Annotated in this window: 11 protein-coding genes; 6 read left to right on the top strand and 5 right to left on the bottom strand. The window is 65.2% G+C overall.

Features of this window, described 5'->3' with window-relative positions:
* The first annotated feature begins 64 nt into the window (after nt 1-64).
* From ACODS2_RS09760 to ACODS2_RS09780, 5 genes are read left to right on the top strand one after another with little or no spacing between them, the layout of a single operon-like run.
* A complete protein-coding gene (locus tag ACODS2_RS09760) occupies nt 65-2,230 on the top strand; it encodes a TonB-dependent receptor (protein WP_488998641.1) in 2,166 nt (721 codons plus the stop codon).
* Between the two features lie 48 nt (nt 2,231-2,278).
* Entirely contained in the window at nt 2,279-2,947 is a 669-nt protein-coding gene (locus ACODS2_RS09765; RefSeq protein WP_488998642.1) for a glutathione S-transferase family protein, read from the top strand.
* 14 nt (nt 2,948-2,961) lie between these two features.
* Complete coding sequence (locus ACODS2_RS09770; protein ID WP_488998643.1) at nt 2,962-3,486, top strand: VOC family protein; 525 nt, start codon at nt 2,962-2,964, stop codon at nt 3,484-3,486.
* The gene (locus ACODS2_RS09775) at nt 3,483-4,262 is read left to right on the top strand and encodes a ThuA domain-containing protein (RefSeq protein ID WP_488998644.1); all 780 of its coding nucleotides are present in this window, start codon (nt 3,483-3,485) and stop codon (nt 4,260-4,262) included. Before ACODS2_RS09770 ends, ACODS2_RS09775 begins: the two co-directional genes overlap by 4 nt.
* A 35-nt stretch (nt 4,263-4,297) precedes the next feature.
* A complete protein-coding gene (locus ACODS2_RS09780) occupies nt 4,298-5,164 on the top strand; it encodes a phytanoyl-CoA dioxygenase family protein (protein ID WP_488998645.1) in 867 nt (288 codons plus the stop codon).
* Nucleotides 5,165-5,263: 99 nt separating this feature from the next.
* Here the strand turns inward: ACODS2_RS09780 and ACODS2_RS09785 are convergent, their stop codons facing one another.
* The 5 genes from ACODS2_RS09785 to ACODS2_RS09805 all read right to left on the bottom strand — a co-directional run bounded on the left by ACODS2_RS09785 (nt 5,264) and on the right by ACODS2_RS09805 (nt 12,214).
* A complete protein-coding gene (locus ACODS2_RS09785) occupies nt 5,264-7,381 on the bottom strand; it encodes a PQQ-dependent dehydrogenase, methanol/ethanol family (protein WP_488998646.1) in 2,118 nt (705 codons plus the stop codon).
* 164 nt (nt 7,382-7,545) lie between these two features.
* The gene (locus tag ACODS2_RS09790; protein WP_421839065.1) at nt 7,546-8,175 is read right to left on the bottom strand and encodes a TetR/AcrR family transcriptional regulator; all 630 of its coding nucleotides are present in this window, start codon (nt 8,173-8,175) and stop codon (nt 7,546-7,548) included.
* A gap of 28 nt (nt 8,176-8,203) precedes the next feature.
* Nucleotides 8,204-9,454: a thiolase family protein gene (locus ACODS2_RS09795; protein WP_488998647.1), complete on the bottom strand. Its 1,251-nt coding sequence runs from the start codon at nt 9,452-9,454 to the stop codon at nt 8,204-8,206.
* A complete protein-coding gene (locus tag ACODS2_RS09800) occupies nt 9,451-10,986 on the bottom strand; it encodes a class I adenylate-forming enzyme family protein (protein ID WP_488998648.1) in 1,536 nt (511 codons plus the stop codon). Before ACODS2_RS09800 ends, ACODS2_RS09795 begins: the two co-directional genes overlap by 4 nt.
* A gap of 7 nt (nt 10,987-10,993) precedes the next feature.
* Nucleotides 10,994-12,214, bottom strand: coding sequence for a cytochrome P450 (locus tag ACODS2_RS09805; protein WP_488998649.1), 1,221 nt, complete (start codon nt 12,212-12,214; stop codon nt 10,994-10,996).
* Between the two features lie 146 nt (nt 12,215-12,360).
* Here ACODS2_RS09805 and ACODS2_RS09810 point away from each other — a divergent pair, with 146 nt between their 5' ends.
* The gene (locus ACODS2_RS09810; RefSeq protein WP_421839061.1) at nt 12,361-12,678 is read left to right on the top strand and encodes an EthD family reductase; all 318 of its coding nucleotides are present in this window, start codon (nt 12,361-12,363) and stop codon (nt 12,676-12,678) included.
* Nucleotides 12,679-12,683: the final 5 nt, after the last annotated feature.

Genomic DNA, 12,683 nt, shown 5'->3' on the forward strand with positions numbered 1-12,683 from the left:
CCGGCGCCGAACAGCCGCCGGGCACGAACCCTGCGGCAATGAACAAGAAGAGGGGAGAGAACCAATGAAAACGTGCCGATCTGCCGCCTATGCATGGCGCGCCGCCGCCTCGTCCGCCGCACTTGCGGTCCTTCTCGCATCGCAGGCCGCACTGGCCCAGCAAGCGCAGGCCGAAGCCGCCGAGAGCAAGGATGACAGCGAGATCATCGTGACCGCGCAGCGCCGCGAACAGACGCTGACCTCGGTTCCCCAGGCGGTGCAGGGTATCAGCGGGGAAACGCTGCTGCGTTCGGGTGTCACCGATATCGGGCAGGCGATCTCGCTCGTGCCGAGCGCCACGACCGGCGCGACCATCGGTGCGGGCAGCACGACCTACCAGATCCGCGCGATTGCGGCCTCGGAGACCGACGGCGATCCGGCGGTGGGCTATTATCTCGACAACTTTGCCTTCACCATGCCCGGCCGTCCTTATGCGCCGGTCGCCGCGTTCTACGATCTCAAGCGCGTCGAAGTGCTGCGCGGGCCTTCGGGCACGCTCTACGGCCTCGGCTCGATCGGCGGCACGATCAAGGTGCTGACCAACGATCCCGAGCTTGACCGCAACGCCGCCTCGGTGCGCGCTTCGGGCAACCTCGTGACGGGCGGCAAGCCGGGGTATTCGAGCGATGTCATGGTCAACCTGCCACTGGTGACCGACAAGGTCGCGCTGCGCGGGGTGATCACCTACAAGCGGACGGGCGGCTATGCCGATATCATCCCGACCGGCGTGAAGAACGACAACTACGCGACCAGCTTCACCGGCCGCGTCAAGCTGCTGGCCAAGCCCACCGACAACCTCACGATCCGCCTTTCGGCCTGGCGCAACAACACCAAGCAGAACTGGTCCGACCGCATCACCTTTGCCGATCCCGCAAGCATCGACCAGCGCTTCGGCGAGGCGCTCTCGGACTACTGGCTGTTCAGCGGCGATGTTGAATACGATCTGGGCTTTGCCACGCTGCAAAGCTCGACCGGCCACATCAAGAACACCGTCATCTCGAACAATGGCGGCTTTATCCCGGGCATCGGCAATTTCACCTCGCTGTGGCCGCTCACCACGCACAACTTCAACGAGGATGTGCGCCTGACTTCATCGGGCAAGGGGCCGCTGCAGTACATCGTCGGCTTCTTCTACCAGAAGGGCGACACGTTCGGCGGCCAGACCGTGCAGCTGCCGGACTTCGTGGTGGCGCCCGGCGTGCTGGGCTTCAACACCGTCAACGACAGGAACCAGCTCTTCAGCCAGGGCTGGGCGGTCTATGGCGAAGCGACCTATGCGGCGTTCGATCGCAAGCTCGATATCACCGTCGGTGGGCGCTACTACAAGGAAAAGCGCCGGTTTGAGGAGAACAGCCAGCTCGAGATCGCGGGCGGCGTGATCCCCAATCGCAGCACCACCCGTTCCAGCAATAGCACCTTCAACCCGCGCTTCAACCTTGCCTACCATGCACCGGGCGGCGGGCTGCTTTATGTCGAAGCGGCCAAGGGCTTCCGCAGCGGCGCGATTTCCTCGGCCTCGATTGTCGGTGCGTCCAACGCGGTGCTGGGGGTCAACCTCTCCAACATCTCCCCGCCCGATACGCTGTGGAACTACGAAGCAGGGCTCAAGTGGGGCCTCTTCAACAACACGGTGCAAGTTGAACTGGCGGCCTATTACGTCGATTGGCCGCGCGCCCAGATCGAGCTTTCGCCGGCGCTGCAAACCATCGTCGCGCAAGTCGGTGATGTGCGCGGGCACGGCATCGAGCCGTCGATCACCTGGCGCACGCCGGTGCAGGGGCTGACGCTGAACTTCAACGGCAACTTCAACTCGACCACGATCCACAACGTGGCCGCGCCGATCGTCGCCAAGATCCCGCAGCTGCGCGAGGGCAACCAGCTGCCCGGCACCGCCAAGACCACCTTCAACCTTGGCGGAACCTACAGCCGCGAGATCGGGCCCGATGGCCTCGAACTCAAGCTGAACGCGCGCTACAGCTACCGCTCGCGCCAGCAGAGCATCTTCAACGGGGTCTACGCGCCGTTCAACGGGATCGGCTACGTCCGCGCCAGCATCGGCACGGATCGCTGGGAAGCCGGCATCTTCAGCGACAACGTGGGGAATACGGTAGGCCCGCTCAACCGGCCCGGCGGCCAGAACCAGATCGTATATCCGCGCACCATCGGCATCTCGATCGAGGGCAAGTTCTAGCGCGGGGCGCGGCCGAATATCCGGGCGATTTCCACGAACGAGGCGCACATGATCTTCTATGATTTCGACCTGTTTGCACCGAACCCGTGGATCGCCTGGATCTTCGCGCAGGAGAAGGGCATCGCGCTGGAGCGACGCTTCATCGACCTGTTCACCCGCGAGAACCGGCGCGAGCCCTTCATCAGCCGGATCAATCCGATGGGTGAGCTGCCCGCGCTGGAGCTCGACGACGGCACCGCCATCACCGAAGTCACCGCGATCTGCGAATACTTCGAGGATATCCGGCCCGATCCGCCGCTGATCGGCTCCACGCCCGAAGAGCGGGCGGAAACCCGCATGTGGGTACGCCGGATCGACCAGAACATCGCCTGGCCGATGGGCGAGGGCTTCTCCACCGAGGAAGGCCGCGCCTTCTTCGAGGGCGACAAGGACATCGATGGCGCGGTGACCAAGAGCCTTCTGCCGCTGGAAGCCGCCGCCGTCCTCAAGGCCAAGTCGCGCTACCGCATGGTCTGGCTCGACGGCGTGATGCGGGGCCGCGAGTTCATCTGCGGCAGCCGCTACTCGCTGGCGGATATCTACCTCTACTGCTTCCTCCAGTTCGGCGAAAACCATGGCCAGCCGATCCCCGAGGAAGCGACCTGGCTGCAGGACTTCTTCGTCCGGATGAAAGCGCGGCCCTTCGCCTGGCACGGGACGCCATCCTCACTCGATTGAACAGGGAACGCACAATGCACGGCCCGATCATGCAGCTTGGCTACGTTGTCGGGGATCTCGCGACGAGCGTCGACGATTGGGTCCGGCGCACCGGGGCGGGGCCCTTCATCCACATGCCGGGCATGGCCTTCGCGGGCTGGACCTTCCACGGCGAACCGCAGGCGCTGACGCTCGACATCGCCTTCGGTCAGCTGGGCGACAAGATGATCGAACTGATCCAGCCCCATGGGCCCTGGCCCAGCGTTTATGGTGATGGGCCGCTGCCCGCCGGCGCGTGCAAGGCGCACCACCATGCGTTCCTTGTCACCGATCTCGATAGCGCGGGCGCTGCGCTCGACGCGGGACCGCCGGTTTCGACCGGCAAGCTGAACGAGGAGGTCGAGCTGCGCTACTACGATTGCCGCACCGCGCTGGGCCTCCACATCGAACTGATCACCGATTGCGCGGCAACCCGTGCCTTCTTCGATCTCTCCGAGCGCGCCGCCGCGCGGTGGGACGGCGGCGCACCCTTCCTCATTCCCATGGAGAGCGCCGCATGAGCGAGCCCGTCCGCATCCATCTCATTTCGGGGGGCAAGTACCACGATTTCGATCTTGCCCGGCTGGTGCTGCTGAACCTCATGGCCGAGGATGACCGCATCCGGGTCCGCTGCGCTGCGGACTTCCGCGATGTGGGCGATCTTGCGGGCTTTGCCGCCGTGGTGCTCTACACCTGCGATCTCATGCCTTCGGAAAGCGAGGCGCAGGCGCTCGCCGATTTTGTCGCCGCTGGCGGCAGGCTGCTGGCGCTGCACGGAGCAAACGCCGGTCTCGAGTTTACCGACGGGCCGGAAATCGTCGCCAGCGGCGTGCGCATCCCCGGCCTCGTGAAGCCGACCGCGGAAAGTGTGGCACCAGCCTTCATGGAACTCCTCGGGAGCCGCTTCGTCGCGCATCTTTCGGCGCAGACCATGCATATCCATGTCGAAGATCCGGATCACCCGATCACGCGCGGGCTCGATGATTTCACGGTGACCGACGAGCCCTATATCGCGGCGCCCCTGTGCAACTACCGCACCTTGCTGACCGCGCGCTACAAGGGTGAGGCGCCCGGCTACCTGCTGGGGCAGTGGGACGATGATCCGCCGCGCCCGCAGCTCTATGTCCGCAGTTTCGGCAGCGGCGAGGTGGCCTACAGCCCGCTCGGCCATGCCTGCGGCCGCTTTGATGCGCGGCCCCTGATGGACGAAGCGCCGGTCGTGCGCGGCCCTTGGGACGAAGCCGCGTTTCAGGAACTGCTCCGCCGCTGCATCGCCTGGCTGGCGGAAGCGCGCTGATCGCGCCCATCCCCTCCTTCCAAGGAAACCCCGCGATGACCGTGATGACCGCCGAGGCCGGGGACGCCGACACCCTGATGCAGCGCTACCGCGAGGATGGCGTGGTCTACCTGCCCGGGCTGTTCGATGCCGAAATGCTGGAACTGGCGCGCCAGGGCTTCGAATGGAGCCTCGCCAACCCCAGCCCCGCCGCCCAGCAGCTGTTCCCGCAGGACGGCACGGTGTTCTATCAGGACCTGTTCAACACGCTGAGCTGGCCGCACTATGATCCGCTGCTGCGCAAGGCGGGGCTCGGCGAGGTGATGGCGCGGCTCTGGGGCTGCGAGAACGTGTGGTTCTTCTTCGAGCAGGTCTTCCACAAGAAGGGACAGAGCCGCCGCACGCCCTGGCATCAGGATACGTCGTACTTCCCCGTGGATGGGGCGGACATGTCGGTCCTGTGGATCAGCCTCGATCCCGTGCCGCCCTCGCAGGCGCTGGAATTCGTGCGCGGATCGCACCGGGGACGGCTCTACAATGGCTCGGCCTTCACCGGCGATGATGATACCGCCCCGCTCTATGATGTGGGCGAGATGCCCCGGCTGCCGGATATCGAGGCGGACCGGGAGCGGTTCGATATCGTGTCATGGCCGTTCGAACCCGGCGATGCGCTCGTGTTTCACCCCAGCACGCTGCACGGCGGCGGGCATACCGAAGCGCACGGCGAGCGGCGCACGATCTCGCTCCGCTTCTTCGGCGACGATTGCAACTTCGTGGCTCGGCCGGGGGTCAGCAAGGAATCGGCTGTCGGTTTCAACCGGCAGGAAACCGGCTCGCGCGATGTTAGCGAGTTTTACGAGGGGCTGGTTCCGGGCGACCGTTTCCGTCACCCCGATTTCCCCAAGCTCTACCCGCACGGCTGATCCGCCGGTTTCGTGAGATGCCGACTGCCGGCGAAGCGGACCCGGCCCTGTCCATTTGCAGGGCCGGCATCCACGTCGCCGGCAGTTTGAAGCAATGCCTCAGCGGCTGGCCAGCGCCTTGTCCTCGTTGGCCCGCTTGATGATGTACAGGCGGATGGCTTCGGCGTCCGCCGGTTTGAGCGCCGCCTTGAACGAGACCATGCCCATCTGGTGCAGCTGGCCGCCGATGACGATCGCCTTCACCGCTTCAGCCGAACCGATCACGCCGGAATGGCGCAGATCAGGGTTCAGACTGCCCGAAATGGCAGCGTCGCCGTGGCACATGGCGCAATACCGGCCATAGAGTTGCCCGCCATGGGTCGCCTGCGCCTGTGTGCCGGTGAACGGCGGCGGATCGAGCACCATCTGGTTCATCGGCGGCGGCGCGGGCAGCTGGCCCGAAGCGCCGAGCTTGAACACCATCAGGCGGCTGATGTTGCGCCCGGCGCCGCCCTTGTTGGCCAGCACGCCGGTGGCGACATCCCACACGCCGCCCCAGCCGACGAGGATGGCGACATATTGCTCGCCGCCGATGGCATAGGTCATCGGCGCGGCAATGATGCCGCTCTGGGCCGGGAACGACCACAGCTTTTCGCCCTTGTCGGCGGTGTAGGCCACGAATTCGCCGCCCGAAGTGCCCTGGAACACGAGGTTGCCCGCAGTCGAAAGCACGCCGCCGTTCGAAGGACCGGTGAGGTCAACTCGCCATGCGGCCTTCTTGTTCGCCACGTCCCATGCGACCAGCTGGCCTTTGGTTGCTGCCTTGGCGCCTTCCTGCACCTTGAGATCGGCCGGCATCGCCACGGCATAGCCGTCCATTCCGATCGACCACCCGACGGTGCCCGGCTTCCAGTCCTTGGCGGCAAGGTAAGGCCATCCAGCGAGGTTGGTCGGGATGTAGAGATAGCCGGTCTTGGGGCTGTAGCTCTGCGGCTGCCAGCTATGGGCGCCGACCGCGCCGGGCAGGCTGATGAAGGGCTTGCCGGTTTTTTCATATTGCGCATCCGGGTTGATCTTGGGTCGGCCTGTCGCCGGATCGAGGCCGGTTGCCCAGTTTACCGGCACCCACGGCGTCCCAGAGATGAACTTGCCGGTCTTCACATCGAGCACATAGACGTGCCCGTTCTTGGGCGCGTGCATGGCGACATGGCGCTTCTCGCCGCCGATGTTGATATCCGCGATGGTGATCTGCTGATCGGAATCGAAGTCCCAGCGGTCTTCCGGGGTTTCCTGATAGTGCCAGGCATACTGGCCGGTATCCGCATTCACCGCCACGATCGAGGAGGTGTAGAGGCTGTCACCCTCACGCCCGTTCGCTGCCGGGTTCCACGGTTCGGCATTGCCGGTGCCGAAGAGGACGAGGTTGGTTTCCGGATCATAAGTGATCGAATCCCAGACGGTGCCGCCACCGCCCAGCTCCCACCACTTGTTGCCCCAGGTCTTGGCCGCGGCTTCGTGCGCGGCCTTGTTGAGGCCTTCCTTGCCGAAGCCCTTGGCGGGGTTGCCGGGCACGGTGTTGAAGCGCCAGACCTCGCTACCGGTCTCGGTGTCGTAAGCCGCGATATAGCCGCGCGCCTTGTATTCGGAACCCGCAGCACCGATCAGCACACGGCCCTTCACGATGCGCGGCGCGCCGGTGATGGTGTAGTCGGTCTGGTTGGGGACGGTGACCTTCTCCCAAAGCACTTTGCCTGTCTTCTGATCGAGCGCGATCAGCCGGCCATCCAGCGCCGCAACAAACAGCTTGTCGCCATAGAGCGCAACGCCCCGGTTCACCGCATCGCAGCAGGCGCGGTACAGCGTGCTGCGCGGCACCTTGGGATCATAGGCCCACAGCGGCTTGCCGGTCTTCGCGTCGTAAGCTTTCACCATCGACCAGGCGGTGGTCACATAAAGCACGCCATCATGCACCAGCGGCGTCGCTTCCTGCCCGCGTGCGGTGTCCATGTCGGCATACCAGGCAAGGCCCAGTTGATCGACGTTGTATTCGTTGACCAGCTTTAGCGGGGAGAAGCGCTGCTCGGCATAGTCGCCGCCGTAGGTGAGCCATTCGGCGCCCGGCACGGCGCGCAGCATCGCCTCGGTCACCGTGGCCATCGCACCCGGGACCGCGATGGCGCCCACTGCCAGCGCGAGGCTGGATGCCAGGCCAAGCTTTCGCACAAAGGAAATGCGCATATCTTTATCCCTCTCCTCGCGGCCCGGCGTTGCCCGGGTCCATGTTTATCGACTGGTTAGACCGCCATGCCTGATTGCACCATACACAGCGCTTCAGCACGATGATTTATCTGGCCATTTTTCTGGCTTTCCGTGCCATTTTCCGAGGGTGGTCAGGGGCAGTATCAGGCTCCCTTTTGCCGCAGCATGCCGATGAATGCTGCAGCAATGTCACCGGGTGTGTACCGGCCCTTGCGATACCAGGTCTGCGACCAGTTCAGACTGCCGAAAAGCGCGACCTTGAACAGCCAGCGATCCGTCTCGGGAGCAAGCGGCAGTGCGGCGATCAGCTTTTCGAAATGGCGCTCGTAGCGGTCGCGCTCCGCATTCAGCGTTGGAAGCATCGCGGGCGGGAACGAGCGCACGAATTCCGGATTGACGATACGCGCATAGTCGCCGCCATCGAGCAGGATCGAAAGGTGCGCAGCGCAGGCCGCCTCGATCGCCTGCCACGGCTCGCCAACGGTTTTGACCCCAGTTTTGCCTAATGCCTCGTCTATCGCGGCTTCGAAGCGCGCCACGCCCTTGCGGTAGACCGCGATCAGCAAGTCTTCCTTGGACTTGAAGTGATAGTAGAGCGAGCCTGGCAGCATCCCGACCGCGCCGGCGATGTCGCGGATCGACGTGCCGTCATACCCCTTGGCTGCGAACATGGCGGCGGCCGCATCCAGCAGCGCCTCGCGCCGGCTCTCGCCCCCACGCGCTTCGGCCTTGGGCTGGGGGTCCGCCGGGGCCTCGGCGACTCGGTTGGTCACTTGCACAACTCCCCTCGGCATGACCGCCTCAATCCCGCTGCAGGATGGTAACCGAGCAGGCCGCCTCGTCAAAGCCCATGACGCCGCCGCCATTCTCGGCCAGCCCGATGCGCGCACCGCTGACTTGCCGGGGGCCGGCCTCGCCGCGCAGTTGCAGCATGAGTTCGTCGATCATCGAAAGCCCCGTCGCGCCGACGGGGTGCCCCTTGCTGACGAGCCCGCCCGAAAGGTTGATCGGGATCGAGCCGCCGAGCGTGGTCGCACCGCTTTCGACGAGCCGGCCGCCTTCGCCCATGCCGCAGAAGCCGAGCATCTCGGACTGGTAGATCTCGCAGAACGATGTCGCATCATGCACTTCGGCGAGGTCAATGTCGGCCGGTGTCAGCCCCGCTGCCTTGTAGGCCCGTTCGGCGGCGAGCTTGGAAAGCCCCGGCTCGTCCAGCCGGCGATACTTGCCCGCCGTCATCGTGCTCGCCGCAATCCGGACGGCGCGCGCACGAACCGCTGCGGGCTGGCGCGCCAGCCATGCGCCCGAACAGACCAGCGCCGCCGCCGCGCCATCGCCGATCGGCGCACACATCGCGCGGGTGAGCGGCCAACTGACCGGCCTGTCCGCGAGAACATCCTCTGGTGTGAGAGCAAAGCGGTACTGCGCCTTGGGATTGTGCGCGGATGCCGTGTGGTTCTTGGCGCAGGCGATGGCGATCTGGCGCTCGGTCGTGCCGTACGTGCGCATGTGCCACGCGGCCTGCATGGCGTAAGTATCCATGAAGATGGTCCGGCCCGGCCCCGGTTCGAACGGCTTGCCCGATGCCTCTCCGGCCTCGGCATAGTAGGCCATCCACTCTGCGGGATCATACTGGTCGATGCCGCCATCGAACAGCGCCTTGGTCCGCTCCGGCATGGCCGGATTGAAGGTCTTTTCGACCCCGATGGCGATGCTGAGGTCGGTCTGGCCGCTCAGCACATCCTTCCACGCGCCGTGGAGCGCGATGGATGCGGTGGCGCAGCCGCCTTCGACATTGATCACCGGCACGCGTTCGGGAAACAGCCCTTCGCGCACCAGCGGGGTGAGGCAGACCTGCCCTCGAATGCTGCCCTGGCCATCGGTCCACATGCCGCAATTGCCGAACCAGGCCATGCCGATGTCGTTTCCATTGGCCAGCCCCGCATCGGCCAGCACGCCAAGATAGACTTCGCGCGTCAGGTCCTTGAAGCTGCGATCGGGAAACTTGCCGAAGCTGCTCGAATAGCTGCCGACGATGAAGGCGTCCGTCATTTCGCGTTATCCCACCAAGGTGCGCGCAGTTCGCGCTTCAGTACTTTGCCCAGAGCATTGCGCGGAAACTCGGTCCTCAGTTCCAGCCCCGCCAGCCTCTGGTTGCGCGCCAGCCGGGCATTGGCCCATTCCAGCAGCGTCGCCGGATCGGGGTTCCCGCGCGGGATAACCAGCGCGAGCGGCGTTTCCCCCCATTTGGGATGCGGAATGCCGATCACGGTCACGTCCTGAACCTCGGGGTGCTCGCCGATCACGGCTTCGAGGTCTGCCGGGAAAATGTTGAACCCGCCCGAGAGGATCATGTCCTTCTTGCGATCGACGATGTGGAGGAAGCCTTCCTCATCCAAATAACCCAGATCACCGCTGCGCAGGAATGCCTCGCCCGATGGGCTGTGCCAGAGAATCGCTTCGTCGAGGTCCGGGCGATTGTGATATCCGGCCATCACGCCAAGGCCGTGCCCGACGATTTCGCCCACCTCGCCGCGCGCACATTCCCGGTCGTCACCGCCCACGATGCGCATGTCGAAGCCGATCACCGGCCGCCCGACCGCACCGGGCCGCGCGGGCGCGTCGCCGGGCTTGCGCATTGTCGCGAAGCCCTCGCTGAAGCCGTAGAGCTCGTAGACATGCGGGGTCATCCGCTCGATCAACGCCTCGCGCGTATCGGCCCGCAGCGAGGAACCGGCGGAGAGCAGCGCCTTGAGGCTCGAAAGATCATGCGTGCCCAGCGCGGGATCATCGAGCGTGACGATGCACTGGGTGGGCACCATGAACGCGTGGGTCACGCGGTGCCGCCCGATCAGCGCCAGTGCGCCGGCGGGGCTGAACTGCTCCATGATGACCACGGTCGCGCCCAGCAGCAGCGGCGGGAGGACCATGAACATCGTGCCGTTCGAATAGAGCGCGGTGGTGACGAGCGCGATGCTGTCGCGCGACATGCCCAGCTCCAGCGCATTGGACCACGCGAAATGCGTGCGCGCGCCGTGGCTCTGCACGATGCCCTTGGGCAGGCCCGTGGTGCCGGAGCTGTAGATGATGTTGAAGCGGTCTTCCGGGCGGTTGCGCACGCCGGGGTCGGTTTCCGGCGCGGCAGCGAGCAGCGCGTCGCCCGCTTCCCAGCCTTCGCCGGTAAAGCCGATGGCGATCCGCCGCACGCTGGCGGGAAGCTCTGCCGCTTCTACCAGCGCACGGTTTCCGGCAGATACGAACACCGTGCGCGCGCCGCTGTCGGCCATCATCGTCGCGATCTGCGCACCGGTCAGCAGGCCGCTGATCGGCACCATGCAGGCCCCTGCGCGCACGATGCCGAACATCACTTCCAGCATTTCGAGCGAATTGGTCATGACCAGCGCGACCGGCTCGTCATGGCGCACGCCCATCGCCTGCAAGGCATTGGCAACCCGGCAGGTCGCGCGGTCGAATTCGCCCCAGGTCAGCTGCCGTGTGCCGCAGATTGCCGCGATCCGATCAGGCGCGAAGCGGGCGTGGGCGGCCCAGATGCTGGCCATGCCAAAGGCGGGGGCTTCGATCATCGCGCTTTTATCCGGTCACCATCGGCATTTCGCGCACGCCGCGCATCGTTAGCGTGTCCATGTATTCCACCGCATCGCTCGCCATGGCTGCATTGGGGAAGCGCGCGAAGAAGCGGCTTATCGCGATGCGGGCCTCGGCCCGGGCGAGCGGCGCGCCGAGGCAGAAGTGGATGCCGTGGTTGAAGGTGAGATGGCGGTTGGGCGTACGGCCGATATCGAACTGCGCGGCGGCTTCGAACACGGCGGGATCGTGGTTGGCGGCATTGACCATGGCATAGACCCGGTCGCCCTTGTTGAGCGTCTTGCCGCGCATTTCGAAAGGCTCTTTCACCACGCGCACGACGGCGCCGGTCGGCCCTTCGAAGCGCAGCATTTCCTCTACCGCGCTGGCGGCAAGCGATGGGTCGGCCAGCAGCCTTGCCTTCTGATCGGGATTGGCGAGCAGCGCGCGGATGCCATTGCCGATGAGGTTGGTGGTCGTCTCGTGGCCTGCAAACAGGAACAGGATGCACGAGCCGATCACTTCGTCCTCGGTAATCTGGCCCGTCTGCTCCAGCATGACGAAGTGCGAGATCACATCGCCGCGCGGCTTCGCCTGCCGGTCCTTGGCGGCAGCGCGGAAATAGTCAGCCATTGCCACGATGCCCGCGCGTCCGGTCTCATACTTGTCGCCGGTGCCGGTGGCATTGCCAAGGAACGGCTGCAACTGCATCGACCAGTCCCGCAGCAAATCCATGTCCGCGCGCGGCACGCCGAGCAGGTCCATGATCACGCTGGCGGGGAGGGGATTGGCAAATTCGCTGATGCACTCGAACCGCCCATCGCCGCGTGCGGCGATGCGATCCAGCAATCCATCGGCCAGTTCGGTGATCCCGTCTTCCAGATCGCGCATCACCGCAGGCGTCACCACCTTGTTGAGCAGGGTGCGCAGCCGGGTGTGATCGGGCGGATCCTTGAAGACGACCCAGGTGTTGAGATAGCGGATCAGATCGTTCAGCCGCGCGCGCTCTTCGCCCTGCTGGCTTTCGAAAAACGGGGTCAGCCGGTCCGAGGTGATCCCGCTGTTCATCTGCACCGACTTCACGTCGTCGTGCCGTGTCAGCACCCAGCCCTTGAGCAGCGGCGACCAGTGCACCGGATCGTGCGCCTGCAAGCGCAGCAACGTTTCCAGCGGGCGCTGGATGACGTCTGGATCGCGGGGATCGAAGACCAGTTGGCGGGTGGGCATGATGCAGGAAAAGCTCCGGATTTCCGATCTGGCTATCACCCAGCTCTTGCCATAGCAATCGCTTGTTTGGTAGCATCGCGGCAAGATGAGAAGGGGCGGGCCGAACCCGCCGCCATTGTGCGCAAAACGGCGCGGGAGAGAACGTGATGCTGAAGCTTGTTGCTGTGTGGTCCGCGCCGAAGCCTGAAGACCGCGATGCCTTCGAAACCGCCTATGCCAATGTGCATGCGCCGCTCGCCCGCGCCCTGCCGAACCTCACCAGCCTTGAGACCATTCTGGTCGCCGAAGGGCTCGAGGGCGCCCCGGCCGATGCCTACCGCTTCGCGATCATGACCTGGGCGGACAAGGCCGCGATGGAGCGTGATGAGCATACGCCGGAATGGCTCGCGCTGCGCACCGATGCCGGCGGGATGATCGAGCGTTTCGGCGTGACGCTGACGTCGTCCATCGGCAACGTCGGTTAACCGCG

The sequence above is a fragment of the Novosphingobium sp. FG137 genome (assembly GCF_057809735.1).

Coding starts and splice junctions, on each gene's coding strand:
- ACODS2_RS09760 (WP_488998641.1), top strand. CDS start 65: ATGAAAACGTGCCGATCTGCCGCCTATGCATGGCGCGCCGCCGCCTCG.
- ACODS2_RS09765 (WP_488998642.1), top strand. CDS start 2,279: ATGATCTTCTATGATTTCGACCTGTTTGCACCGAACCCGTGGATCGCC.
- ACODS2_RS09770 (WP_488998643.1), top strand. CDS start 2,962: ATGCACGGCCCGATCATGCAGCTTGGCTACGTTGTCGGGGATCTCGCG.
- ACODS2_RS09775 (WP_488998644.1), top strand. CDS start 3,483: ATGAGCGAGCCCGTCCGCATCCATCTCATTTCGGGGGGCAAGTACCAC.
- ACODS2_RS09780 (WP_488998645.1), top strand. CDS start 4,298: ATGACCGTGATGACCGCCGAGGCCGGGGACGCCGACACCCTGATGCAG.
- ACODS2_RS09785 (WP_488998646.1), bottom strand. CDS start 7,381: ATGCGCATTTCCTTTGTGCGAAAGCTTGGCCTGGCATCCAGCCTCGCG.
- ACODS2_RS09795 (WP_488998647.1), bottom strand. CDS start 9,454: ATGACGGACGCCTTCATCGTCGGCAGCTATTCGAGCAGCTTCGGCAAG.
- ACODS2_RS09800 (WP_488998648.1), bottom strand. CDS start 10,986: ATGATCGAAGCCCCCGCCTTTGGCATGGCCAGCATCTGGGCCGCCCAC.
- ACODS2_RS09805 (WP_488998649.1), bottom strand. CDS start 12,214: ATGCCCACCCGCCAACTGGTCTTCGATCCCCGCGATCCAGACGTCATC.
- ACODS2_RS09810 (WP_421839061.1), top strand. CDS start 12,361: ATGCTGAAGCTTGTTGCTGTGTGGTCCGCGCCGAAGCCTGAAGACCGC.